Genomic DNA, 25,048 nt, shown 5'->3' with positions numbered 1-25,048 from the left:
CTACGGTCGGCGACGGGCGAAGCTGTGGATACCCGGGAGGAGCGGGGGGGAATGCCCCTCTTGTGAACCCTCCCCCCACCCCCCCTCCCCCCCCCCACTTCTGCACCTCCGTCGTCCGCGTCCTACGCGGCCGAGCGGAAGGCCGGAAGGTAACCACCGGACTGACCGGCGGCCTTGGGGTGATACGAGTTGTAGACCGGCAACGACACGCTGTGGAGCCACGCGTCACCGGAGCACAGCTCGTGCCCGGTGAACTCGTCGACCACGCTGGAGAACGTGAACCCGGCGTCGGCCGCCTGCTTGGCGATGACCCCGTTCAGCACGTCGGACGCGTTGTTGATGGCCGCCCGCTCCTTCTCCGAGAGCCCGGCGATGCAGCTGCCGCTCAGCTGGTAGAAGCGCGGGTAGCCCAGCACCACGACATGGGCCTGCGGGGCCCGCGAGCGGATGGAACCGTAGAGCGAACTCAGGCCGGACGGCAGTGAGTTCTGGATCTGCGTCACGGCCGAGCTCACGCTGCTGAGGCAGGTGGCCTCGCCGGAGAGCACGCAGTCCTGCATGACATCGGCGAAACCGACGTCGTTGCCGCCCGCGGTGACGCTGACCAGGCCGGTGGACGAGTTCAACGCCCCCAGCTGGGTCCCGGCCACCGAACTGGTCGTGGCGCCCGAACAGGCCACGAAGTCGAAGGAGGAAGGCGAGTTCGCAGCCGCCCAGAGGTAGGGGTAGGCGTTGGTGCTGCGGCGGCAGTCGCCGCTGTCGGACAGATAGCTCCCCGCGCCGACGCCGGAGGAGTACGAGTCGCCGAGGGCGACGTACCCGCCGGCGGCGGCCGAGGAGTTTGCCGAGGCCGGCTGGGCAACGCCCAGCGCGGCCACGGCGGCGAGGACCAGAGTGGATGCGGACGCCCAGAATCTCCGTACTGACATGGCTGTCAGCCCTCCGAAATGTGGGGGGTGGGTGGGGGGTTGATTGAGCGCCACGTTTCTAGCAGCTATTGGTACCGGCCGGTAATAGCTGAGGAAGAACTGGTCTGATATGCCCGAATGATCGTTCGGGCGTCATGGCTCCGCGCGTAGATAAACCTCCGGCCGAGCCCCGGATGGGCGGTATATCGGCGGGAGGTCGCGCGGCATCGCGGGCGCACCGGTTCGCGGATTCAAGGGCTTACGGGCTTGCGGGCCTCCGGGCTCGCGGGAAGCGGCGACCGGATCCGCTCAGCACCCCCCAGCACTCCCAGTACCCCCAGCCGTCCCCCAGCGCCCCGGCCCCCGGCCCCCGGCCCCCCAGTGGATCCCCTCAATGGCCACGCGCAACAGAAACCGCCCTCCGCGGTGGCGATCCCCGAGGGGATGCCGCCGCAGAGGGCGGTTGTCGTGGTTCTACGAGATCAGTTGTGGCCGAACCTCCGCTGCTTCCGGTGGGAGACCTGCTCTGAGATCGAGTGCACCGTCTCCTCAGCAGCCGTAGGCCTCGTCTGCTCCTTCGCCTCCGGAGCAGCGCTGCGTTCGTGGCCGCCGGTGCGGGCACCGCGGTTCTGCCGACTCTGCTTCTTGCCCACGATCGTGCCTCCTGATTGCGGATCTCGGACGATGGGCCATCACCAGATTCGCATGCGGGCACGAAAGGTGCATTCTGGATGGTGGTCGCCGAGTGCGACTCCCTACGAGGCATGATCCGGATCACGCCCCGATCGCACCCCGACACCCGGCGTGGCCACGTCGACAGCAGCGTCGGCCGCTACGGCCTCGGCTGGTCGGTCGGGACGCTCAAGGGCGCCGGCGCGCGGCATGGTCCGGAAGGACTGCGGCACGCCGGCCACGGCGCTGCTGTGGCTCCCCGACGTGGGACGGGGCCTGGCGGCTGCCGTCTCCGGCTCCGCCGCCGACTCGGCGGCCGGCCCCTCAGAAAACGCGGTTCAGCGGCACAGGGCTGTGTCCACGACGTTGTCGACACGCTTCCTGGCTGCCTCGTCGGTCAGCTGCATGGTCACCGCGATGTTGGCGGCGCGGCCGTCGTCGGTGGCGCCGCCCCGGGTCTCGTATCCCGGGAAGCTGCCGCCGTGGCCCCAGTAGAGACCGCCGCACGGCAGTGGCTTGCTCACGAGCCCCAGTCCGTAGCGGGCGCCGCGGCCGAAGGTGGCTTCGGCGGGGACGGTGGCGGTGCGCATCTGGGCGAGCTGGGCCGGCGGGAGGAGACGGCCGGACAGGAGCGCGGTGAAGAACCGGTTGAGGTCGGAGTCGGTGGAGACCAGTTGACCCGCGGCCCAGCCCCAGGAGGGGTCGATCTCCGTGACGTCGAGCAGCGGCGCGTCGGCCGAATCCCGGTAGTAGCCCATGGGATGGGGCTCTCGGATGGTCGCGTCGCCGGGGGCGGGGAAGTAGGTGTGGCGCAGCCCGATGTGCTTGATGATGCGCCGGTCCATCTCCTTGGCGAGCGGGTGACCGGTGACCTTCTCGACGATCAGTCCGGCCAGCACGTAGTTCGTGTTGCTGTACTTCCAGTCCCTCCCGGGGGCGAAGTCGGCCTTGTGCCGCAGAGCGATGCCGAGGAGCTCGCGGGGTGCGAAGTAACGGACTTCGTCGCCCAGGTAGTTGCTGTAGTTGGGGAGTCCGCTGGTGTGCTGGAGGAGCTGGCGGACGGTGATGCGGCGTCCGGCGATGCCCTCGCCGCGTACGAGACCCGGGAGGTAGGTGTCGACCGGGGCGTTGAGGCGGATCTTCCCTTCGCCGACCAGTTGCAGCACGACCACCGCGGTGAACGTCTTGGTGTTGCTGCCGATCCGCACCTGACCGTCCCTGGGCACCTTCGAGCCGGTGGCCACGTCGCCGACCCCTGCGGTGTAGGTACGGGTGTGGCCCTTGTCGTCCCTGACGCTCGCCAGCGCGGCGGGCAGGTCATCGGAGCGCAGCAGCGCGTTCAGGCCCTGCTGGACGGTGTCCGGCCGGGGGGCGGCGAACGCCGCGGACGGCGCCAGGACCCCCATTGTCATGACGCCCGCGGCCACCGCGGCCACGGCTCTGCGCCGACCGTCCCGCCGCCCGGAAGAACGCAACCTCTGCCATGCCTGCTCACGCACGCGCCAACTCCTTTGGAATGGTGGGGAAACCAGTTGTATGTGCCGGACCCAGCATGTCCGGACGATGCGGCCCGGGACGATCCCGTTACCCCGCGGTTCCGGGTAGGGCTAACCCCCGGTGCGCTCGGCCGCCGCAGCCCCCGGTGCCCGGCAGGTCAGGTCCCTGGCCGGGAGCCTGCCCGTGGTCAGGTAGACCGTGGCGCTCCTGTCCGCGCAGGACTTGAAGGGGTAGATGCCGTGCCCCTCGCCCCCGGAGACGGTGACCATCCGGGAGCCGCGCAGGGCCCGGTGCATGGCCCGGCCTGCGGCCAGGGGTGTTTGGGGGTCCCACTCGTTCTGCAGGATCAATGCTCTGACCTTGTTGTTCACCGTTGTCGCGGGCTCACTGCCCGGCTTCCAGAAGGCACACGGCTTGATGGTGGACGCGAAATCGCCGAACAGCGGATACCGGGCCTTGTCGCGGATCGCGTCGCGGCGGTACTGCTCGGGGTCGCGTGGCCAGGTACGGGTGTCGGCACACAGGACGGCCCAAGCACTCGCGTCGCCGTTGTCCGGGGGAACGTCACGGACGAACGCCGACGGGGCGGGGCTCGGGGCCCCCTCGGACGCGCCGGACGGGTCCGGTTTCTCGCCCCCGTCCGTCTTTCTGCTCTCGGCGGCCTTCTTCAGCCCGGCGATCCATTCGGCGCCCACCTGGACGTGGAAGAGCTTGTGGCGCTCGGCTCGGATGCCGTCACCGGTGAGGGACTCCGAGTCGAAGTCGATGGGCCTGCGGTCGGCGCGGGCGACCAGGTCCCAGAAGGTCTTGCGGACCTCGGCCGGGGTATCGCCCAGTCCGTACGCCGTGTGCCGCCGGGCGGTCCACCGGCTCCATCGCGTGAAGGCGGGCTCGGTCCCCTCGGCCATCTCCTGGAAAATGCCCCGCCCGTACCGCGCGGGATCGGCCGCACTGTCCAGCACGAACCGGTCGGTCCGCCGGGGGAACATCTGCGCGTACACAGCGCCGAGGTACGTGCCGTAGGAGTACCCCAGGTAGGAGATCTTCTTCTCTCCGAGCACGGCACGGATGACGTCCATGTCGCGAGCGGTGTTGCGGGTGGTGAGGTGCCGCAGGGTGTCACCCCCCTTGGCCAGGCACTTGTCGGCCACCGTACGGGCCCACTTCACATCCTTCGCGAATGTCCTGTCCCGGTAGGGGCGATCAGTGATCATTTCGTCGGCAGTAAGCCCACAGCTGACGGGGGAGCTCTGCCCGACGCCCCTCGGGTCGAACCCGATGAGGTCGTACTGCCCCTTCACCTTCTCCGGGAGGTCCGCTCCCAGGTCGATGGGCATGCTCAGGCCCGGCGCGCCGGGGCCGCCGGGATTGAACAGCAGAGCGCCGCGACGTTCCTCGGCGCTGCCCGCCTTCAGCCGGGACACCGCGATGTCGATCTTCTGGCCGCCGGGATCGCCGTAGTCCAGCGGTACCTTGACGGTCGCGCACCGAAAGGCGGCGGGGCTCCCCGCGTCGCAGCGCTGCCACTGGAGCTTCTGCCGCGTGTACTGCCGCAGCGGGTCCTTCGCCGCGGACACCTCGGCTGCGGCAAAGGCCGTTGCGGGTGTCAGCGCCGAAACGAGAGTCGCCGCGATGCCGGCGGCCAGCAGAGGTGCCGTCCGTGTGTTTCGCACGATGATGCGTGTCCATTCCTGGGGAGACTGGTCTGGGAGGACTGGTTCTTGCGCCCATGTGGGCGCGGGAGGTCGGCGAGGGCGGGGGCGCGCCCGGTCGCCGGTCACACTCCGGAGAGCTGCTGGCGCACGCACTGCGTGTACTGCCGGAAGCTGTCGGGCTGGTAGCACTCCTGCGTCTTGTTGGCGTACCAGACGGTGCATACGGCGACCAGGACGGACACCACGATCGCGATGGCCGACGCCACCACGCCGGTGATGGCCCTGCCCCGCCCGGCGCCGGTCCGCTTGGCCGTCCTCAGGGCGACGAGGCCCAGGACCAGGCCGATGAGGCCGAGCGGGCCACCTACGAAGACGATCGAGGTCGTCAAGCTGATGACCCCCAGCACCACGGCGGCCCCGGCCGGGCCGTTCCCGCCGACCGCGGGCCGCACGCCGTGGCCGGGACCCCGGGGGCCGGAGGGAACCGGGCCCGCTCCGACCGGCGCCGTGCCATTCGGCGACCTCTCCATACCTTGCGTGTTCATCAGCCGTCCTCCGGATCGATCGCTCAGGGCACGATCCTGGCTTCCGGGGTCTCGGACGCACATCGCGGAAAGGCGGGAAAAAACGCTCCCTCGATCGGGGGAGGACCCCGGTGAGCTGCCCGGTCATACTGGCCGCATCATGATCAGGGGAATCCGGCCGCTGCTGAGCGGCTCCACGTATTCGGGCATGCTGTTCGCCTTCTGCGGTGCGGTGGCGAGCCTGCCGCTGCTGCCCCTCGCGATGCTGCCCGCGCTGGCGTGGCCCGCCGCTCCCTATGGAGCGAAAATGATCATGACCCTGCTGGTCTGGGCTGTGCTGATCGGCGCGGTCGGGATGGGCCGCACCGTGCGGCGGGCGCTGATCGCGTTCGCCCGTCGACTGCTGAGGGTGCCGTTGCCGGACCCGGTGGCCGCACGCCGGTCCGCGAGCTCACCCGGCACCGACCGATGGCGGACTTCTCTCTGGCTGCTGCTGCACGTGGCACTGGGATGGACGGGGGCGCTGGGGAGCGGTGTGCTGGTCCTCGCGGGCCTGACCCTGCCGCTCGGCGCCGATGCGGGGGTGAGCCTGTTCGGCCGGTCGGTGCGGGTGACGGGTGGCTGGAGCTGGGTGGTGGCGCTCGGCTGCGTGGTGCTGGCGGCGGCTGTGTGCGCGGTGGTGACGAACGTCCTGCGGGGGTCGGCACCCAGGCTGCTGGGGCCGTCGTCGGCCGAGCGGCTCGCGCTGGCGGCCGAGCGGGAGCTGCTGTTGGCCGAACGCAACCGCCTGGCCCACGAGTTGCACGACTCGATCGGGCACACGCTGACGGCGACCACGATCCAGGCGGCGGTGGCGGGCGAGGTGCTCTCCGCCGACCCGGTGGCGGCGCGGGCAGCCCTGCGCAGCATCGAGGAGTCGGCCCGGGCCGCGCTGGAGGACCTGGACTACGTGCTGGGCGTGCTGCGCGAGGAGGAGGCGGGGATGGCGCCGGCCCGGACCCTGGCCGACCTGCCCGAGCTCCTCGACCGCTTGCGGCACGCGGGCGCGGTGGTGGAGCCGGAGCTGTCGGGCGAACCGGCGCAGGTGCAGGGAACGCTTTCCCGGGCGGCGTACCGGATCCTGCAGGAGGGGCTGACGAACGCCTTGCGGCACGGGGCGGGCGGTCCGATCGAGGTCCGGCTGGCGGCCGCCCCGGACGTACTGGAGCTCAGTGTGGTCAACCGGACCGGCGCGGGCACGGGCGCGGGCCGGGGCGCCTTCCCGACGTCCGGGCACGGCCTGACCGGGCTGGCCGAGCGCGTGCGGCTGCTGCACGGTGAGTTCGAGGCGGGCCCGGACGGGCCGCGGCACTGGCGGTTGACGGTCCGGCTGCCGGTACGGTCGTCGGCATGACCGGCCCCGACGCGAGCGAGGCCGTCACACTCCTGATCGCGGACGACGACGAGGTGACCCGCAGTGGTCTGCGTACGTTGCTCGCGGCACAGCCGGGGGTCGCGGTGGTCGGGGAGGCCGCCGACGGCATCGAGGCGGTCGAGCAGGCGCGGCGGCTGCGACCGGACGTGGTCCTGATGGATGTGCGGATGCCGCGTCGCAACGGGATCGAGGCCACCCGCGACCTCCTTGCCGAGTCGGCCGAACCGCCGAAGGTCGTGGTGATCACCACCTTCGAGAACGACGGCTACGTCACCGCCGCGCTCGGCGCGGGGGCCAGCGGGTTCGTGCTCAAGCGGCTCCCGGTACGGCAGATCGCGGAGGCGGTGCGGGTGGCGGCGGCGGGGGAGGCGATCCTCTTCCCGGCGGCACTGAGCCGAATGGTCGCCCCCCGCCCACTGGGCTCCGCCGAGGCGTTGCCGAGGGCGGCCCTGACGAGGCGGGAGGAGGAGGTGCTGCGGTCGATGGCCACCGGCCTGTCCAACCCGGAGATCGCGGAGTCCCTCACGGTGAGCCTGGAGACGGTGAAGACGCACGTCGGGAACGTACTGATCAAGCTCGGTGCACAGAACCGGACTCACGCGGTGGTGATCGCGTACGAGTCCGGCCTGGTGGTTCCGGGATTCGCCGGCTGATACTGCCCGATCCTGCTGGTGCGCGATGTGCCCGCATGCCCAGGTGTCCGAATATCCGCAGGCACGCGGGTACGCGGGCCCGGGTGCCCGAGAAACGAGTCGGGCCCGGTTTGCCTCGGGAGGAGTCCGGGCCTGATCTGCGTCTTCAGCTGTCGGGGCCGGACACGCCTGTCCGCCGGGCGAGTTGGACGAAGGGCCGGCACGTCTCGATGACCACCACGTCAACGGCCTTTGCGTCCGTGAGCGAGGAGTCGGTTGGTGAGCTGCGCAGCGGTCTCGGCGTCGTCGACAGTGATGACGAATTGGTTGCCATTGGTGGGGGTGAGCCACAGGGCATCGCCTTCGCGCAGTGACATGGAGCTCAGGCCCGGGTTCAGCGTGCAATTCCCAAACGGAGTGCTCTACCCGAACCAGCCTATTCTCCTGAGCACGCGCCTAGAGAAAACCCAAACAGCGTGCTTCCCATGGTGGCTGGCGCTGGGTCGCTACGGTTCCTATCAGTCGGCGAAGCGACGCCGGGTCCAACAGACGGCCAGCCGGATCTGTTGGTCATGTGATGGGCATCGAGAACGGGGAGATCGGCATGGAGTACAAGTTGCTGCTCATGACACTTGCCGCGCAGTCTGCGGTGATCACCGCGCTGCTGGGCGGGATTGTGTCGAGGATCGGCGGGGCGGCCATGACGGGCGCGATTCGTGCGGGGGCGGCAACCTTCGCTGCCACGATGACCCTTGCTCTGTTGGTCATGTCCACCGTTGGGCTGATGTAGTCGTGGACGAACGGCAAGGCGAGAGCGGAGTAAGCCTGAGAGGAAGAGCGGGGATGGAAGTAAAGAGTGGGGCGCGGCTCGAAGTGGGTCGGCTGACGCGCGGTCTGGCCGAACGTCTGAACGCACAGGACGCGTGCCGGACCGTTATTGGGCTGATCTATCTGCGCAACCGGGCGAGGGAGCAGCCCGCGGACATCTGGGGCGGCGGCGGACCCTCTTGGCCCTGGCTCGTTGCGCAGACGCGAAACCCTCAGCCCCTGGGCCCCCGCGTACAGGAGTGTCTCTCTGCCTGGCTGCCGGCAGGGCTCGGTGTGGATGGTGTGGACATGCGCCGCGACTTCGTACCGTCTCTCCCGGCTACGGTCGACAGCCATCTGAGACAGTTGATTGTGGCCGTCGACCGCGTGGAACGAGTGAGCGATCTACTCGAACAGTGCCTGGAGGATCTGTCATCCGCTCAGGCCAAGGGGGGCCACTACTTCACTCCCCGCGACATTGCGCGTCTGTTGGTCGAGGCGGTAGCTCCACAGGACGGGCAAAGGGTGCTCGATCCGGTGTGCGGGTCCGCCGGGTTGCTGGTCGAAGTCGAACGTCAGGTGCGTGAGCAGACCGGACTGCGCGCGAACTTGTCACTGACGGGCCGTGATCTGCACGCGAACACACTCCAGATCGCCCGGTTGAACCTCGCTGCTCGTGGCGTTGAGGCGGAACTTGGTCTGCCCGTCGATAGTCTTGCCCGCCCTGTCAAGGCTCAGTACGACATTGTGCTGGCCAATCCGCCGTTCAACATGGGGCCATGGATGCCCCGTGACCCGGGCCGAAATGACCCGCGCTGGCCAGAGGAGGCGCCCCCGCCGAGAGACAACGCTAACTTCGCGTGGATTTTGCACTTTGTGCATGCTCTTGCCCCGCAAGGCAGGGCCGCATTTTTGATGGCTGACGGTGCGGCTACCGGGCTGCGGCACGCCGAGCGGAGGATTCGGGAGCTGCTCGTGCGCAGAGATCTCGTCGAGAGCGTTGTGGCGCTACCTCCGGGAATCTTCCCCCACACACGCAACTCCAGTTGCCTGTGGCTTCTCAATCGTGACAAGAGCCCGCACAGGGGCTGGGGGAGCGAAGACCGACGGGGCCAGTTCTTGTTCATTGATGCCAGAAAGACCAAGGAGCTGGTGCCCGGCACTCGGCAGTGGCGACTAGCTCCTGACAGTGTGAGGAAGATCCTCGAAACTTTGGCCGCGTGGCGAGGCCCGTCGCTGTCGGAAGGCACGCCGTGGCTCGGCTACAAGGACGAGCCGGGCTGGTGCATCTCCAGCACGGTCCAGGAGGTTGCCGCATGCGATTTCGATCTGCTGCCGCCTCTGTACACCTCCGAGCTAAACAACGGTGATCCGACGGGGCTGTACCGCGTAGAGGCACTCAGAGAGGGGCTTTACGAGAAGTTCGCCCAGGCCCAGGCGCTGGAGCGAGACCTGCGACGTGTTCTGGATGAGCTGTGAAACCTGACTCCGTGACTAGGGACGGCAAGTGGATGAGCATGCCGCTGGCCGACGCGGCCGAGGACCTGTACGTCACATACGGCATCAGCGACCGTGACTTGCCGGACCACCAGGGAGTCGTCCGGACAGGCAACATCCGGCACGGTCGTATCACCACCCAGCAACCCGGTCGAGCGGGCACAGCCGAATCAAGGAGGACCCGGGCAGCGCTTCGGCGGAACGACTTGGTTGTCGTGCTTGTCCGGCGGGCAGGTGATGCGGCTCTGGTCACCGAGGAACATGAGGGATGGGTCGCGACCCGGAGCGTCGGCATCATCAGGTCCAAAAGCCCCTCCGTTACACGGTGGCTGCGGATCTGGTTGCGGACGCCCCGAGCCAGGGCGTGGATCGACCGACACATCAGCGCACACGTCGAACCCACTCTGAGTCTGGACGCGTTGAAGAAGATGCCCGTTCTGTTCCCGCCACCGGAACAGAACGAACGGATCGACGAACTGGTCACCCTCATCGAGGCCAAGACCGCCCTCAATCTGAGCATCGCCGCTGACGCGATGGAACTCGCGGATGCCTATCACGGGGTCTGGACACGGCAACGTCCGTCCTGGCCGGTCACCGAATTTGGCAAGGTCGCCCGCGCACGGACCGGAAGAGCAGCCCCGGCTTCCGTTGGTGAAGATGGCGTCCACACCACCTGGGTCGCCCCCTCTGACGTCTTCAACGCTGCCCTGCCGTACATCGGAGCCACCGATCAACAAGGCCCCGCCGAACCCGGCGTCGTCTGCGATCCGGGCACGATTCTGATCGCCACCCGGGCTGCGGGAGGGCGGGCCGTCGTCACGTCGCTGCCCACCGCTGCTGGACGAAGTGTGCTTTCGGTACACCCCGCCGATCCCGTGGACCGATGGTGGCTCCTGCACGAACTGCGCTTCCGCGGCGCGGAGCTCGCCGATGCAGCTCAAGGCCGGCATGCGCGCGAAATCACTCGGCGTGCCTTCGGTCGACTACCTGTCTCCTGGCCGGACCTGGATGTACGAGAGCGATTCCACCATGTTGCGGAACCACTGCACAAGGTGGCTCAGCAGGTGCTCGATGAGAACAGGTCCTTGGAAGAACTTCTCGGTACGTTACTGCGTGAGATTTCCTCAGGAGCGGTTGGCCGGCTACCCGTCGGCCACGAGGGAGACGAGTAGGAGCGATAAGTGCATGACTTCTTCTCGGTCGCGTCGCGCGGTCTTCGGAGCAGGCGCTTCAGCTGGACAGGAGGTGGTTGCACAGAGACCGTACGGTTGGAGGAGCTGGCGCACTTGAGTGTCCGCAGAGGCCGCCCGGCGGTTTCTTCACGACAGGTCCCTCACCAGTAGATCGAGCGTGGCCTCCTCATGAAGTGCGACGCCGAGGGCGGTCATGGCAGGGGCGAGGCCCGGGTCCCAGTCCGCGTCGACCGGGCTTCCGCCAAGAGGTAGTTGAGGGACATCCTCCGCCTGGCTGGCAGCGGCGAGGCGTTCGTAGTCCTCAGCGCCCATGCGCCACGGCAGGGCTTCGTAGCGGCGGATGATCCGGTTGGCCAGCGTGATGCCCGGCCAATCGAAGTCGCCGTGGTAGGCGAAGCGGCAACCGGTGACGGCGAGGGCGTCGAGCAATGTGAGGACCACCGTGGCGGCGCTGCCGGAGGTGCAGACCAGGGGCTTGGCGCAGGCCGCGTCGGCTGCGGCTTCCACGACGCGCGGGTTTTCGCAGATGTGGACCACAGCCCCGGCAGGCAGTTGGAGATGCACGTCGAGCAGATCGCGCGGTGTCAGGTGGGTCTCGGCGTGATGGGCAGCCCGCTCTCGCAGTGACCTCTCTCGCCAGCCCTCGCCGACGGGCCGCAGACCGTAGGTCAGCACCGTGCTGGAGACCTCGTCCGGCGTTACGGAGGCCAGCCGCCACAATGCGCGTCGGCCGGCCGCGTTGCCGGGGATTTCTGTGTCATGGGCCAGGGCGATGCCTCGTTGGACGAGGCGGGCGAGCCAGGTGCCGTCGTCCAGGCCGTGCGCCGAACCGGTCGCCGTCGCGGCGAGCTCGCCTCGGCCCCGCGTACCGGTCCGTTTCGGATCGAGCAGCACAGTGAGTACCTGGACCGCCTGCTGAAGCGTCCGCACTGTCGCTTCGGGCGTCACCCCTCTCGGAACGCCGGTGCGGCGCAGCACGTCGGACCACTGCCGGGTCCACTCCTGCCCGGCGAGCGGAGAGGCGTCGAGAGACGAGGTAAGCGACGACCACACGTGCCGGCGCTGTGCCGCGCCGTCCTCGCGAGCCGCGCGGCGGTCGGTGAGCGGAGGACCGAGTCCCTCCAGGACCTCCCTGAGCCCGAGCCCCGCGGCCGAGGTGCGCAGGCGTTCGTCGAGCGCGTCGAGCCGCACGGTCACGGCCGTACCTGTGAGGGGTTTGCCCAGCAGGAGTGACAGGTCGTTCCGTTCCTGCGAGCTCACCGCGGTCAGCCGGAGGGAACCGGTGCACTGCACCCCGTTGCCTTCCAGGCGTTTGCGTACCGCCCCCCAGAGCCGGGCGAGACCTGGTCCTGCCAGCCAGTCGCGTGTGGCGGCCGGGAGTGCGCTCATACCGATGCCAGACGCCGGTGCCGACCGTTCCAGGTGTAATGCAACGTGGCCACGCCGCGCACATGGGGGTCGCGTAGGCACTCGTAGATGTGCAGGGACGGAACCTCTGCCCAGTTGCCCATCAGCCGCTCGCTCGTGAGGACGAAGTCGAGATCGAGGTCGACGAGGATGCGGCCCAGCCGCCCGTGGGTGGGTTCGTCGACCTTGGCGAAGGCGTCGTCCAGGAGGATCAGCCGAGGCGCGTGTGGCGCCGACTCGGCGAGGCTGGTGAAGTGCGCGGCAGCGGCTGCGAAGAGCACGAGGTACGAGAGCACGCGCTGCTCTCCCTGGCTCAGTCCGGTGCGTCCGGTCAGTTTCCTCCTGCGCCCGGGGGCCGCGTCCTCGACCACGAAGGTGTGGAAACGGAACCATGCCCGGTAGTCCAGCGCGGTCCGCAGATGGGCCGTGTAACCGGCCGAAGGCTCGGCACGGCGGGCGTCCTCGATACGGCGCTGCAGTACCTCGCGCAGCTGTTCTGTCTGCTCACGTGTCCGGAGGCTCGATGGACTGCGCAGCAGCTCGACGGCTGCCCGCACATCCGCATCCACGTCCTCGTCGAGCTTCCACAGCAGTTCCACGCCGAGACCGTGCGAGGTCCGTACGGTCTTCAGGGTCTCGTTGAGAGCCGCGACCAGATTGGCCGCGGTGATGACCTGGGCGGAGAGGTGATCGCCGAGCTCGCCGGTCAGGAACCGCTGGAACACCTCGCTCTCGCGCTCGGTGAGCCGCCCCCTCGCCTCAGCGGACTGTACGGCGATCCGCTCGCCCACGACCGCGACATCATGGGAACCGTGGTCGTCGAGCAGGCGGCACACCTTGATGCCGTCGCGTTCCTCAAGCTGCGCGTCGTATCCGCCCGCCAGTTGGTCGCGCAGCGCCGTGTGCCGCTTGAGCAGGGTGTCGTCCGACACTTCGCCCCTCGAACGGTCGAGGGCCTGCTCCACCGTGTCGGCCAGTGAGCGCAGCGCGCGCAGGCGGTCGCGGACGTCCGAACCGGGGTTGTCCGAGACGTGGTCGGGCAGAGAGGACCGGTCCAGTCCCGCCCCGTTGACGACCTCCGGGCGGTCGAGAGCCGCGCGGAGGGTGCGACCGGTGTCGATGACTGTCGTCTCCTGGGCCGCCAGCTCCTCGCGCAGGCGCTTCTCTTCTTCTTCCGCACGCACGCGCCGATCGCGGAGTTCGCTGCGGGTGCGCTCTGCTGCTGGGATGGCGCCTGCGGCGTTCGCGATGCGTTGCTTGGCGTTCTGTTCGCGGGTGAGGATCTCCTCTTCGGACGATCCGACGGCCGCCTCGCGGGTCCGCAGATCCTGTTGCGCGGTGCGCAGCTGGTGGAGCCGAAGCCGGTAGTTTCCTTCTGCCTCCAGGCGTCCCTCTCGGGCACGCTCGTACCGCCCGTCGTCCGCCTGGCTTCCGCCGAGTCGCCCGACCGTGCCGCTGACCGCTCTGCGCAAGTGACCGATACCGCTGAGCAGGGCCGCCAGTGCGGTGCGTACGCGGTCCAGGGAGGTGGCGTCGGTGGGCAGGTCATGGGCGGTCGCGGTGGCATCCGCCTCGGTACGCGCCGACACGGCGAGAGCGCGGGCCTCCTCGGCCAGCCGTGCCGCACGGGTGGCCTTGGCGGTCAGGTCCCGCAGCGCCTTCTCGTCCGAAGTGGTCCTGCTCCAGGCGTTGGAGAGCTGCCGGGCCCGGGGAAAGTCCCGTTCCGCGAGCGTGAGGGCACGCCGCCTGGAATCGGCCGCAGCGAGTTCGGTACGGGCGTCGGCCAGCCGCTGCTCCGTCCGCGCGAGCCGGTCCTCCAGCTCGGCGAGGGCACGCCGCCGGGTCTCGGCGCGTACGGCTGCTCCCACGTACTCGGCGGCGCTCTTGTGGTGTCGGCCGCGCAGGGCCCCCAGCCGCCAGCTTCCGTCGAAGTGGACCGCGCTGGCAGCGGCGGTCTCCGAGGCCGGTACGAGCGCGATGGCGGCCAGCAGGCGCTCCACCTGCTCGGACGTGACGCCGCACTCCGGCTGCGCGGCCGGGCGCAGGGCTGAGGCGAGGGTCTGTGGTCCCGACGACATGGGGCCTGTCTGGAGAATGGTGTCCCGGGTGAGAGGGTCGAGAAGGACCCCGTCCGCGCTGACCCAGGCGTCGAGGATTCCGCTTGCCTCCAGCGCCGCCTCCAGGCTGGCCCGGTCGGCGGAGGTCACGTGCTCCGCGAAGTCCACCAGCCGGTAGAAGGGTGCTCCACCGGCCGGATTCCTCTCGGCGGCGCGGTGGTACGGGGCCGGCGGCTCGGGGTCGGTACGCCGCTCCCAGTCGTGCTTCTCCTTCGACAGGCGGTCGATCTCCTCACCGAGTCGGCCGACGCCGAGCGCCAGTGCGTCGCGGTACCGGGTGAGGTCATCGGCGTACGGCTCCAAGGCCGCATGAGCCGCCTGCCGCGCGCGGGTGTCGATGTCGGGTGGCAGCGCGCGCTCCGAGAACGGGGCATCGGAGGAGGTCTCACTGGCTACTTCAGCGAGGACGGCATCCAGCGGCGGACAGTCGGGCCCCGCTGCGGTCCGTGTGCTCTCCACCCACGCGGCGACCTCGTCGGCGTATCCTCGGCTCTCCTCCGCGACCTTCTCGCGGCTGACTTCGAGACGGTCGGCGGCCTCCTCCGCCTCACCCTCAAGCCGTTCCCGCTCCATGTCGGCCTGAGCCGCCCTGGTCCGGGCCTCGTCGGCCAGTGAGGAGAGGCGGGTCACCTCCTGGACCATCCGTGCCCGGTTCCGTACGACAGCTTCGGCATCCTCCAGTTGCCCCTGCCAGGACCGCAGCCCGGCCTCTGTCGTGGCCGTGTCCACGCGAACCACCGGCCGGTGGCCTACGGTCTGCGGTTCCCCGTCCGGGCTGGTCAGCTCCGTCTGCGTCGCCTGGGAGCGGACCGTGCGCGGCAGAGCCACCGCGTCGCCGAGATGTCCGGCGGGGAGCCCTGCCTTGTCCGCCTGGGTCAGCAGCTCCCGGTGTTCGGTCCCCAGCTCGGTGAGCCGGCTCCCCAGGTCTTCGACACCCTCGGCCAGTCGTTCGGCCGCGCCTTCTTCGGCCTCGTGCGCGTTGCGCAGGGCGGTGAAGGCGGTCGTGGCCGTGGTGTGCAGGGCCTCCACCGTGCTGCGGCGTTCCGACAGTTCGCGCAGGCTGCGGTAGGCGTGACTGGCGTGCAGAGCGGCAAGCTCCGTCCGGGCGGTCCGTTCCTCCTCATGCAGGGTCTCCAGCCCGGCTTCCGACTCCTCCTCCCGCCTCTTCAGGTCGCCCGTTCGTTGCGCGGCGTCCCCGGCCGTTCGGCGTCGTCGGGAGAGGGCGTCCAGTTCGCTGCTCACGTTCCGGGCCGCGGTGCGCAGAACTCCGGCGAGGTAGCGGCGGTAGTCGGCGAGGAACGTGCGCAGCGCCACGTCGGTACGTTCCAGGCGGCCGAGTTCGTCCCGTACGGCGTCCAGGTCGTGGAGGTTGCGTGCCACCTTCTCGACCACGTCCTCGTCGAGCCCCGGCAGGGTCTCGCTCAGCAGGACGGCCAGGCCCCCGTGCTCGATGCGATCCCCGACCGTGGGACGTCGCAGCCGGTGGAGGAGTTGGGTGAGGTTGCGGTAGCGCGTCGCGTCGGTGATCCCGAAGAGGTCCCGCGCCACGCGGGCACGGTGGCCGACCGCGCGCTCGGTCGCGTTGTCGGAGCCGACGATCTCCTTGAGTCGGTCGACGGGCAGCGGCTTGTCCGCTTCGACCAGGTGCAGGTCCTCACCGACCCGCAGCGGGGTGACGAAGAACGTCGGCACCGCCTTCTGCGTGGACTTCGAGGCGCGGATGGCGGCGCCGAGCGTCAGGTAGCGGTGGTCGCCGCCCTCGTTCGTACCCCGGAACTCCACCCACAGGTAGCCGAGGCGGTTCGTCCGCTCGAAGCCGTCCAGCATCAGCCAGGCAAGTGTCGTCCGCCCGGTGCCGGTCGCGTCCAGTGCCCTGGAGTCGCCGTCCAGTAGATACGGGAGCAGCATTTCGAGGGCCTTGGACTTCCCCGCGCCGTTCTTGCCGCGCAGCAGTAGTCGCCCGTCACCGAAGGCGAACTCCTGCTCGTCGTACTGCCAGACGTTCTGGATGCCCGCGCGGTGCAGCCGGAAGCGGGTACCTGCTGTTGTCGTCGACGGGCCGGATCGCGGCAGCGGGACGAGGCCACGTGCGTCGGCGGTCATAGCGGCAACTCCTGCTGTGCGTCGGTATCTTCGCGGATCGAGTCGGCCGTACGCACGGTGACGCGGGTGGCGTAGCGGGCCGCAGCGGCGAGCAGCACCCAGCCCTCGCCGCCTGGCCGGGCTCCCCGGACATCGGTCACCTGGCGTCCTTCCGGCAGCTCTTCGGCGTACCTCTCCGGCAGCCCTTCCCCCTCGGCCCGCATCGGGCCGGCTGGGGCCAGCAGCCGCATGCGGGCCAGCAGGTCCAGCACGGCTTCCCGCAGGGCGTGGAGATCTTCCAGATAGCCGCGCTGCCAGTTGCTGCGGCCCCCGTACTCGGCGACCAGGTCAGCCAGCAGCTCATCCACCAGGCCGTCCGGAACGGCCACCCCGATGATGAGGACGCCGCCGGTCGCAGGATGTCCGGGATCGGGCGGACGAAGCCGTTCAACGAGCCGTTCCACCAGCAGCAGTGCGGCCTGGGCGACGGTTCCTGTGCCGGGAAGGTGGAGATCGGTCAGCTCCTCCTCGGGGTCGACCAGCGCCACTCCCTCGGCGCGGATCTCCGTCTCCAGACCGAGGAGTTCGAGGAATGCCTGGGCTTCCCGGCGCTGCCGGGTACGCAGCCAGTCGCGTTCGGCATCGGTCAGTTCGTCGAGGTGGACGACGGGTGTTTCGACGAGCATCCGGCGCACGTAGGTGCGAGGTCCTCCGAAGCCTGGGTCCGCTGCCCGCCGGATCAGATCGGCGCCGTCCCGGGACTGGGCGAGCGGTCCGGCGACGACGACGCGGGCGAGCTCGCGGTCCACCGTGATCAAAGCCTCCCCGCCGGCTTCCTGGGTGATGGCGGCCACGTGGCCCTCCGTCTCGATGAGTACGCCCCACTCGACCAGCTGGCGCAGAGCTGCGACCAGGGTCCGTTTCCCGGCCGCCCGGCCTGTCTCCTCCAGTTCGATGTCCGCGTCGGCCGCCGCGGCCCGGATATCGGCGACCAGCTGCGACAACAGCATCTGCTCGGGCGCGGTCACCAGCACGGACAGAGCCAGTGCGAGGCAGGCGTACGTGTGCGGGGTGAAGGGAGTGCCGGTGGACCGCACAAGCCTGTGTCCCGCCTGTGCTCCCAGCCCGGCCTTGAACAGCCGGGCATAGGAACTGTCGACCAGGAGGCGATAGCCGAGCACCTGCTGGAACCGCTTGCCCAGCCAGTCGGCGTGCCTGCGGACCAGCGGGAAGAGGTCGGCGTGCGGGCCGTCCGACGTGACCAGCGGATGAGCGAGCAACAGCCGGGCCGCGGTACGGCGTTCTGCTGCCAGGGCCACGTCGTGAGCGGAGGGGAGGGTCATGACACGCTCACCTCCGCCTCACCGTCGGCCATGGTGGAGGTCCGGCCGATGACCAGCTCCAGGTCGTCCAGGAGCAGGTCCCCGTCGGCCGAGTGGAGGAGCGTCCGGGCGCCCGCCGTACGTTGCACAGTGAGCCGGATGCCCAGATCGGCGTCCTCGCTCCACGCCGCGTCCAGGCCGAACCCCGGCGTCCCCTCGCTGTCCGTACCGGCGCGCCGCTTGAGCTGCGCGTTCCCGAGCGCCGTGGCCAGCAGTTCCAGGAGCAGGCTCAGCGCCGCCGAGGTGAGCCGTACGTCGTCGAAACGGCCCGAGGCGCTACGCAGCTCGTCCGCCGCCGCTTTCCTGGCCGCCGCCCGCTCACGCGCGTCCTCCCGGAGCCGGTGCTTTTGCGCGGAGTGGTCCTCCACCGACGCCGTCCGACCCCGCTGCGCGCGGCTGCCCCTCTCGCGAAGCGCGACCGGGACCTCGATTACCGGGCCGGTCCACCAGCTGGTGTAGGCGGGCACCACCTCGTCGGTGGCGGGTGGTATGCCCAGGTGGCGGGCGCCGTACAGCCCGAAGGCGGCGACGGCGATGTCGTGTGCATCCTGCGGCGCGGCCTCGTCGAACCACCGGGCCAGCCGCAGCAGGTCCCGGCGCCGCGACATCTCCCCGGTAGCCGAGCGCAGCATCCGCTTGGCGTTGGCCAGCAGCGACTGGAGCGCCCGCAGGGTGGCGTCCCGCAGTTGATCGACCTGGCTGCCCTGACCATCGGTGTTGCTGAACCAGCCGCGCAGCCCGTTCCAGTCCGCAAGCTCGCGCCCGCGGCTGCGCTGCACCCGGGTCTCCGAGCGGCCTTCGCCCTGCGGAGAGATCCCGGCGAGACCCTGGGCGTGGGCGTCCAACCGGTCCAGCAGAGCCGGAAGGTGCGGCCAGAGCGTGTCCAGTGCCGCCGAGATCCGGGGCGTGCGGAAGGCCACGTCCTCCGTGATCGCCTCGACGTAGTCCAACAGCAGTTCCTTGAAACCCTGATACTCGGCACTGTCCAGGTCGTACCGGGCGAGCACCTGGCCGAGGTAGGCATAGAAGTCCCGGATGGAGTCCGCGAACTCGGCGAACTGCACGAACAGCGTGCTGACCCGCTCCAGCCCGTCCTGCGGAGCGATACCGCCCGGCTCGGACACCAGCTCGGCCAGCTCCCGGAGCCCGCGCTCGACCAGGGCAAGCAGCTCGTTGCTCACCTCGCGGGCGGCCTCGGCCTCGGCCAGCACCCCGTCGGCGTCCCGCTGGATGCGTTCGCCGAGCCTCGACAGCTGGTAGCGCGCACGTGAACGCTGGTACTCGGTGATGCTGGACGCCTTCACCGTGTGGCTGCCGCGCAGCAGGTTGCCCCACCGCTCCAGCTGTTCGAGCCGAGCCGTGAGGGTGTCGGCGTCGAGCCCCGCGCCTGGTCCGCCGGACTCGCGCAGCTTCGTCATGACGTCCGGGACGGCCAGGTCCGCCAGGAGCGTTCCGCAGAAGACCCGCATGATCGCGATGTGCTCCAGCCGCTCCGGCGCGCTCAGGTAGGCGTACGCGTCCAGCCGCCTGCGCGCCTCGTGGTCGCCGGGTTCCGGCGGTGTGCCGGGTGCGGGTGCCTCCATGCTTGCGAGGCTACTTGGAGTATTCGACTGTCGTTGGGACATAGCTCGAAATGCTCCCCGAGCATGCGGAGGTGACGCCCCTGTCCCCCCGATCGCCAACGCTTCAGCACGAAACGTGGAGGGCTGTCGCAGCCCTGGGCCGCGCCTTTCGGCGCCCTGATGTTCCAGCGCTTGGGGCGGCGTCCGGGGGCTGCGCCTTCTGACTCCCCGGCGCGTCGGGAGAGTTCATCCCCGGACGGGAGTCAGTTGCTTGATCGAGAGAAGGGGTGGACGAGGTGCGTGGAAATCCCAAGAGCCGCAGGACTGGCTGAGGCTTCCAGTGGATTGTCGTACGACTGTCGGAAGCCGTCACTTACCTTCTGGGCATGGCGGAGCAGCGAGGTTCTGGCAACGAGGTAAGCGGTGGCCACTTCACTGGGGCTGTGATTCAGGCAGGAACCGTGCGTGGCGACGTGTCGGTGTCGGCGCCTGTGCACGAAACGGTGAATACAGTGATCCGGGAAGTGCGGACGATGCGATTCGTTCCGATGCTGTATCGGGTTCTGGCATCCCTTGCTGGGTGCTCGGCTGCGTATGGAGCCAGCCGTGGTGACACACCGCTCCGGGGAGCTAGCTCCGCATGCAACGCCCTCGGCATACCCTCAGGCTGGACGACGACCGCCGCGAGCTGGATCGCTGAACGGTCCGACTTCGTGGGGAGCGTAGCCACGTTGTTGGTCCTGGTCGGACTCCTGACCGTGCCGAAACCGCACCATCTTGACGGTGATTTGGGCGAAACGTTGGAGTGGCGCGGACCGTCGTCCACGGTACTGGGGCTTGCGTTCCTGATGCAGTGCGGAACGATATGTCAGTCTTTGCTAACTATCGCACCAGTTGTTGCTTTCGGGATTTGGGAGGCCGGCCGGGAGGGCAGTTCCGGAGGCCGGTCACAGCGTGTTGGAATCGCGGTAGGTGGGGTCCTCCTTGCCCTGGTGTTCGCGCCCCTCTACATGTTTCTGTGGCTTTTCGGCCGGGAGGCAACCAGGACAGACTCGAGTCGGCTCCCACGGCGGCCCTAGAACAGGGCAGCCGTGATGGTTTCGGGAGCAATTGTTGCCCCACCATCGTGGGGACGTCAGGCAACCTGCCGTGGACCGCAGGCCAGTTCGCTAATGAACGGCACCCCATTCTGCCGCCGGTATCTGTACGAGAGTTCGAGGCCGCGGTCGCGGCCGGTGGCTGGCTCTGGGGTCGGTGAGGTCGAGGTCAAGGCGGTGGTCGACGAGCCCAGAGAGGTGCAGGCCACGTGCGTCGGCCAGATCGGTCCGCTCGTTCGACCGGCGACGCCCTACCGAGAGGCTCCATGGCTTAGTTACGCCGATGGCGCCCTACTCCCGGTCGTCAGTGGTTGTTGTCCCGTGTCATGTTGAAGGTGAGGCTGGAGAAGTCCCGGCCCTGGAGTACAGGGCCGTTCTGGGTTCCTCCGCTGATACTGTTGTGTACTTCACTGCCCGAGCCGGTCTGGGCGTGCTGCCACCACTCTTCGAGCAGCGCGCGGAACTCCCCGTCCAGGGCGGCCCGTACACCCAGAGCCGTCGCCAGCGCCTGGGCGCGCAGCGGGTCGGCAGGATTGCTCTCCAGGTCCGCGATCTCCAGCTCGCCCGAGCTGACCCCAGGCGATCCGTCCGGCTCCGCGTCCCGTGCTGCGCCGCGCTGGAAGGGACGCCTTACCAGTGCGGTGAGTCCTTGCCACGCCTGGCGGCCGGCTTCGCCGCCGACGCTTCCGGCCAGTGCCGCCAGTGCCGCTGCCGTGATCGGGTCCATACCAGGCTCCCTCGGTCGGTGTCTGATCGTCACACCCTAGTTCCGTGGCACGGAGTGATGCAGAATTTCCTGTGCGTCCGGGGCTCTTGCGTTCTGCGTCCAGACCCTCCCGGTTGAGGCGGCCTCGCCCTCATGTCGCCGATGAGGCAATACTGTTGACGCATGGCCGACGAGACGCGCAACAGCCTGGACGGACGTGCGGACGTGGTCGTTCAGGCCGGACGCATCGGAGAGTTGCATCAACACCTGCACGGCATTGAAGTTTCGGCCACACCGGTTCCGTACCAACTTCCTCCGGCACGCGTACGGTTCGAAAACAGGCATGATGAGCAGGAGTGCATCACGCGCGCGGTTGAGGCGCACGTGGGACATGCGGGGCCGCTCGTCGTCGCACTGACAGGGATGGGCGGAATCGGCAAGACCGCTTTGGGATTTCATGTGGCCCGCCGTTTCACAGATCGATACCCCGATGGGGTCCTCTACGTCGACCTGGACGACCTGCGCCGGGACGGTGCTGTGGAGATTGCGGATGCCGTCGGGGAGCTCTTGACCGGCCTGGGCGTATTGCCGGAGTTGCTGGAGAGGTCCCTCGCCGGCCGTACGAAGCAGCTCTGGACCAGGACCCGGAACAAGCGGCTGATCGTGGTGATCGACAATGCGCGGTTCGGAAGCGAGGTGACACCGCTTCTCCCGGCGTCGGACAACAGCCTGACGATCATCACCAGTCAGGGTGCCTTGTACGACCTCGACGGCACTGCTGTGGCCGAGGTTCCTGTGGGTCCGCTGGCGGTAGAAGACGCGGTGCGGCTGCTGGGGCACCTCGTAGACGATCCGCGGCTGTCGGCGGAGCCAGGTGCGCTGGTCGAGCTGGCGCGTGAGTGTGGTGGCCTGCCGGCCGCGCTTCAGGTTGCCGGCCAGTGGGTACGCAAGTACCGCAGGCGGAACCTGTCCCGGCTCGTCGCCGAGCTGACGGCGGAACTGCACGGGAAGGGCATTCCCATGGTCGAAGCCGTGTGGGACGCCGCGTACTCAGGACTGGGCCCTGAGGCCGCGCGACTGTACCGGCTGCTCCCACAACTTCCGGGGCCCGTGGTTGAGGAGTCGACCGCCGCCGCTCTCCTCAGTTGTGATCCATGTCAGGCGGGAGATGCCCTGGAGGAGCTCGAGTCGGCGGGACTACTGGACGGCAGGACCGACAACTGGCGTATGCACTCCCTCCTGCGGGGCCACGCTGAGCGCCGTGTGCAGCGGGAAGATCCGGACGGGCAGGAGCGAGCACGAGCTCGCCGCTCGCTGAGTTCCTGGTACAGGCGTCAAGCCGCTCGCGCGGATCTCCTGGCTGCCGGCCCGCGGATGACCTTCGCGGGGTTGCCCGAATCTGTGGGCCCCGACCCGCGCGATGTCGATTTCCCGGGCAAGACGGAAGCACTGCGGTGGCTGGAGTCGCACCGACTCGCCCTGTACGGATGCGTCCGGCTCGCCTTCGAGGCGGGGCTCTACGAGGACGCTTGGGCGCTGTGCGAGCCGTTGTGGACGCACTTCCTCGACCACCCGCACTATGCCGACATCACGGACGCTTTCCGTACGGGCGTGGCTGCCGCAGACCGGGCGGAGTTCCTCCCGGCAATGGTCCGGATGAGGTGCCAGCTGGCCCGTCCGCTGTGGGAACAGGGGCTGTATGACGAAGCGGCGGAGCAACTGAGGCATGCGCTCAACGCCTCCGAAGCGCTGGGAGAGTCACTTCCGGAGCGCAAGCTGAGGGCATCGACAGTGGAATTCCGGGGCTTGCTCAAGTCCGAGCTCGGAGACTGGCCCGGTGCCGCCGCGGATTTCGAAGCGGCGAAGGCGGCCCACGCGGAGATAGGGAACGCGTACGGCGTGCTGCTCCAGACCTACCTGCTGGGCCGGACCGCCTTGCGGCGGGGGGAGTGCCAGGAGGCGGTCAGGCTATTGGAAGAGGCCCACGCGATGGCGCGGCAGCAGGAGCGGGAGCGCATGGTGGCTCGAGCCGGGTTCGAACTGGGCCGCGCACTAAGGCTGGTGGATAGGGCAGAGGAGGCACACGTGTTGGTGAGCGCGGCTCTGGCCGGCGCCCGCGCTCGGGGCTCTGTTAAGGACGAGGTACGTGTTCTGGAGGAACTGGCGACTCTGGCGGAAGACCGCGGTGATGCCGACACCGCCGAGCTGCACCGCGTGACTGCGAGGCAAGTCACGCTACAGGCCGGAGGTATCCCCTCCGACGGTCAGAGCTCGTAGTCGAGGTCGTCCGCGTTGGCGGGGCTCAGGTGCACGCGCACGGCCGCCGGCCCGGTGTCGCACAGGAGCGACACGGGTAGTGACCAGTTCGTGTTGGCGCTGAGCCAGGCGTGTACCGCGGACACCACGGCCGTTGGATCGGTATGAGACACACGGCCCCTGTCCCGGTGAGGTTCTACGCGGAGGCTGAGCAGCCCGGCCTTGCGGTGTCTGAGCAGGCAGCGCCGGGGTGACAGGATCGCGGCTGCGGTTCTGCAGCCCGGCGCCTCCTCCAGGACGTGGGCCGTCCAGCCCTCCGCGGTCCAGACCGTGTGCTGCACGGCGGGGCTGGCGGTCCGGGCGCGGCACCAGAGCAGGGCGGCACTCTGTACCTGGCGTGGTCCGGCCGTGGGGTATTCGGCGGCCAGGTGGTGTACGGCCTCCTGCGTGTGCGCGGGGAAGCGTTTGAGAGCGATCCGGTGACCCGACACCTCGGCCCGTACCGCGAAGGCCAGGGGCTGACGGGGCGTCGTGGATGGCCGGGAGAACGCTGGCGCATCCAGTGGGCTCGACGGGGGTTGTAGCCCGAGCATCTGGTAGAGCTGCTGCCGCAGCAGCTGGAGTGCCTGGCCCTGCTGGGCGAAGGCGCCAGCGGCCTGGCAACGGGTGTCTATGGTTTGGGAGTCCCGGAGAGCGTCCTCCAGGCCGGAGGCTGCCGACAGCCTGGGCGCGGAATCCAGCAACCGTGCCATCGGGCTGCCGGGGATCAGCTCGCGGCCGCCGTCGTAGGCGCTGATGACCGGGCGGCCGAGGGCCGCCGCGTAGAGAGCCGTGGAGCCGTGGTCGGTGACGACGGCATCGGCAGCGACCAGGAGGGAGGCCCATTCCTCGTAGGGGCGGGTGAGGACCAGTCCCGCTGTGAGAGCAGGGGCGAGCCAGCGGGAAAGATCGAAGAGCCCGGTCTTGCTGTACTCGTTGGGGTGCACGATCAGGGCGACCTGAAAGGCATCGTGGGACAGGACCCCGGTGAGTTCGGCGGGCAGGCCGGGCCGACGGGCAAGCAGTGAGTCCGGTCCCCACGTGGAGGTGAGAACGATGAGCTGCCGAGGCCCCGTTCCCAGGGCCGCGCGGTAGTCCTGACGGTGGGGGACCGATGCGAGGAGACGGTCCAGGGTGGGATCTCCCACCACAGTGGCCCTGTCGGCGGCCGGCGGACAGTGACGCGCCAGGCGAGCTACTTGCTCTTCGTGGGCCAAGGCATGGAGATCGGCCCAGGGCTCGCCGTCGACCAACAGGTAGTGGGGGTCCAGGCCGGAGGGTACGTCGGGCGAACCGTCGTTGCTGATGGATTTGTTGAAGCCGGCTCCATGTGGCAGCAGCGCCCGGGGCCCGGACAGTTCGTGGAGTTCACCCTTCGGGCTCGCAGTCAGGACCAGGTCGTGACTGACGCGGCGAGCTTCGTCCCAGGGCAAAATACGGCCACCCGAGCGGTCTAGAGCCGCGAGAGCGTCGATGTCGAAGTGTGATCCGGGGAGCAGCGTGAACCGGATGGTGACGCGAGTGTCGCCATCGAAAACGGGCAACACGTCGAGGAGCCGATGCAATGCCCCCGCGGAACGTACGGCGACGAGCACTTCGCT

At 69.1% G+C, this 25,048-nt stretch carries 16 protein-coding genes; 6 read left to right on the top strand and 10 right to left on the bottom strand.

The genetic code is table 11. The features are described 5' to 3' along the window. Positions 1-122 precede the first annotated feature (122 nt). From ACFVX4_RS15990 to ACFVX4_RS15975, 4 genes are all read right to left on the bottom strand, one after another. The gene (locus ACFVX4_RS15990; RefSeq protein WP_385325990.1) at positions 123-929 is read right to left on the bottom strand and encodes an SGNH/GDSL hydrolase family protein; all 807 of its coding nucleotides are present in this window, start codon (positions 927-929) and stop codon (positions 123-125) included. A gap of 989 nt (positions 930-1,918) precedes the next feature. Further along, positions 1,919-3,079 carry a serine hydrolase domain-containing protein gene (locus ACFVX4_RS15985; protein WP_389976891.1) on the bottom strand — a complete coding sequence of 387 codons (1,161 nt, stop codon included), beginning with the start codon at positions 3,077-3,079 and terminating at the stop codon, positions 1,919-1,921. A 108-nt stretch (positions 3,080-3,187) separates the two neighbouring features. Continuing rightward, the gene (locus ACFVX4_RS15980) at positions 3,188-4,750 is read right to left on the bottom strand and encodes an alpha/beta hydrolase (protein ID WP_389976888.1); all 1,563 of its coding nucleotides are present in this window, start codon (positions 4,748-4,750) and stop codon (positions 3,188-3,190) included. A 104-nt stretch (positions 4,751-4,854) separates the two neighbouring features. Next, entirely contained in the window at positions 4,855-5,277 is a 423-nt protein-coding gene (locus ACFVX4_RS15975; protein WP_389976885.1) for a DUF4190 domain-containing protein, read from the bottom strand. A 139-nt stretch (positions 5,278-5,416) separates the two neighbouring features. Between ACFVX4_RS15975 and ACFVX4_RS15970 the strand changes: the two genes are divergently transcribed. The 5 genes from ACFVX4_RS15970 (at position 5,417) to ACFVX4_RS15950 (ending at position 10,778) form a co-directional block, all read left to right on the top strand. Further along, positions 5,417-6,649 carry a sensor histidine kinase gene (locus ACFVX4_RS15970; protein WP_389976882.1) on the top strand — a complete coding sequence of 411 codons (1,233 nt, stop codon included), beginning with the start codon at positions 5,417-5,419 and terminating at the stop codon, positions 6,647-6,649. Beyond that, complete coding sequence (locus tag ACFVX4_RS15965; RefSeq protein WP_389976879.1) at positions 6,646-7,323, top strand: response regulator; 678 nt, start codon at positions 6,646-6,648, stop codon at positions 7,321-7,323. Before ACFVX4_RS15970 ends, ACFVX4_RS15965 begins: the two co-directional genes overlap by 4 nt. A 556-nt stretch (positions 7,324-7,879) precedes the next feature. Beyond that, positions 7,880-8,092 carry a hypothetical protein gene (locus ACFVX4_RS15960; RefSeq protein ID WP_389976876.1) on the top strand — a complete coding sequence of 71 codons (213 nt, stop codon included), beginning with the start codon at positions 7,880-7,882 and terminating at the stop codon, positions 8,090-8,092. A 53-nt stretch (positions 8,093-8,145) separates the two neighbouring features. Further along, positions 8,146-9,588: an N-6 DNA methylase gene (locus ACFVX4_RS15955; RefSeq protein WP_389976873.1), complete on the top strand. Its 1,443-nt coding sequence runs from the start codon at positions 8,146-8,148 to the stop codon at positions 9,586-9,588. Positions 9,589-9,620: 32 nt separating this feature from the next. After that, complete coding sequence (locus ACFVX4_RS15950) at positions 9,621-10,778, top strand: hypothetical protein (RefSeq protein ID WP_389976870.1); 1,158 nt, start codon at positions 9,621-9,623, stop codon at positions 10,776-10,778. A 147-nt stretch (positions 10,779-10,925) separates the two neighbouring features. On the opposite strand, the gene ACFVX4_RS15945 is transcribed toward ACFVX4_RS15950, so the two are convergent. From ACFVX4_RS15945 to ACFVX4_RS15925, 5 genes are all read right to left on the bottom strand, one after another. Beyond that, positions 10,926-12,188, bottom strand: coding sequence for a TIGR02679 family protein (locus ACFVX4_RS15945; protein WP_389976867.1), 1,263 nt, complete (start codon positions 12,186-12,188; stop codon positions 10,926-10,928). Beyond that, positions 12,185-16,426: a TIGR02680 family protein gene (locus tag ACFVX4_RS15940; RefSeq protein WP_389976864.1), complete on the bottom strand. Its 4,242-nt coding sequence runs from the start codon at positions 16,424-16,426 to the stop codon at positions 12,185-12,187. The genes ACFVX4_RS15945 and ACFVX4_RS15940 overlap by 4 nt, the downstream gene beginning before the upstream one ends. After that, entirely contained in the window at positions 16,423-17,748 is a 1,326-nt protein-coding gene (locus tag ACFVX4_RS15935; RefSeq protein WP_389976861.1) for a TIGR02678 family protein, read from the bottom strand. Before ACFVX4_RS15935 ends, ACFVX4_RS15940 begins: the two co-directional genes overlap by 4 nt. Beyond that, complete coding sequence (locus ACFVX4_RS15930; RefSeq protein ID WP_389976858.1) at positions 17,745-19,370, bottom strand: TIGR02677 family protein; 1,626 nt, start codon at positions 19,368-19,370, stop codon at positions 17,745-17,747. Before ACFVX4_RS15930 ends, ACFVX4_RS15935 begins: the two co-directional genes overlap by 4 nt. 1,380 nt (positions 19,371-20,750) lie before the next feature. Continuing rightward, a complete protein-coding gene (locus ACFVX4_RS15925; RefSeq protein WP_389976855.1) occupies positions 20,751-21,173 on the bottom strand; it encodes a hypothetical protein in 423 nt (140 codons plus the stop codon). 162 nt (positions 21,174-21,335) lie between these two features. On the opposite strand from ACFVX4_RS15925, the gene ACFVX4_RS15920 reads away from it, so the two are divergent. Beyond that, positions 21,336-23,429 carry an NB-ARC domain-containing protein gene (locus ACFVX4_RS15920; RefSeq protein ID WP_389976852.1) on the top strand — a complete coding sequence of 698 codons (2,094 nt, stop codon included), beginning with the start codon at positions 21,336-21,338 and terminating at the stop codon, positions 23,427-23,429. Here the strand turns inward: ACFVX4_RS15920 and ACFVX4_RS15915 are convergent. Next, positions 23,417-25,042: a translation initiation factor 2 gene (locus ACFVX4_RS15915; RefSeq protein WP_389977046.1), complete on the bottom strand. Its 1,626-nt coding sequence runs from the start codon at positions 25,040-25,042 to the stop codon at positions 23,417-23,419. The two genes, ACFVX4_RS15920 and ACFVX4_RS15915, sit on opposite strands and share 13 nt — an antisense overlap. Positions 25,043-25,048 lie beyond the last annotated feature (6 nt).

Origin of the sequence: Streptomyces sp. NPDC058240 (genome assembly GCF_042882135.1) — a bacterium.
Classification (GTDB): Bacteria; Actinomycetota; Actinomycetes; order Streptomycetales; family Streptomycetaceae; genus Streptomyces.
The sequence above is the reverse complement of the archived record's forward strand: the minus strand, read 5'-3'. Positions and strand labels throughout refer to the sequence as shown.

Coding starts and splice junctions, on each gene's coding strand:
- ACFVX4_RS15990 (WP_385325990.1), bottom strand. CDS start 929: ATGTCAGTACGGAGATTCTGGGCGTCCGCATCCACTCTGGTCCTCGCC.
- ACFVX4_RS15975 (WP_389976885.1), bottom strand. CDS start 5,277: ATGAACACGCAAGGTATGGAGAGGTCGCCGAATGGCACGGCGCCGGTC.
- ACFVX4_RS15970 (WP_389976882.1), top strand. CDS start 5,417: ATGATCAGGGGAATCCGGCCGCTGCTGAGCGGCTCCACGTATTCGGGC.
- ACFVX4_RS15965 (WP_389976879.1), top strand. CDS start 6,646: ATGACCGGCCCCGACGCGAGCGAGGCCGTCACACTCCTGATCGCGGAC.
- ACFVX4_RS15960 (WP_389976876.1), top strand. CDS start 7,880: ATGGGCATCGAGAACGGGGAGATCGGCATGGAGTACAAGTTGCTGCTC.
- ACFVX4_RS15955 (WP_389976873.1), top strand. CDS start 8,146: ATGGAAGTAAAGAGTGGGGCGCGGCTCGAAGTGGGTCGGCTGACGCGC.
- ACFVX4_RS15950 (WP_389976870.1), top strand. CDS start 9,621: ATGAGCATGCCGCTGGCCGACGCGGCCGAGGACCTGTACGTCACATAC.
- ACFVX4_RS15945 (WP_389976867.1), bottom strand. CDS start 12,188: ATGAGCGCACTCCCGGCCGCCACACGCGACTGGCTGGCAGGACCAGGT.
- ACFVX4_RS15940 (WP_389976864.1), bottom strand. CDS start 16,426: ATGACCGCCGACGCACGTGGCCTCGTCCCGCTGCCGCGATCCGGCCCG.
- ACFVX4_RS15935 (WP_389976861.1), bottom strand. CDS start 17,748: ATGACCCTCCCCTCCGCTCACGACGTGGCCCTGGCAGCAGAACGCCGT.
- ACFVX4_RS15930 (WP_389976858.1), bottom strand. CDS start 19,370: ATGGAGGCACCCGCACCCGGCACACCGCCGGAACCCGGCGACCACGAG.
- ACFVX4_RS15925 (WP_389976855.1), bottom strand. CDS start 21,173: ATGGACCCGATCACGGCAGCGGCACTGGCGGCACTGGCCGGAAGCGTC.
- ACFVX4_RS15920 (WP_389976852.1), top strand. CDS start 21,336: ATGGCCGACGAGACGCGCAACAGCCTGGACGGACGTGCGGACGTGGTC.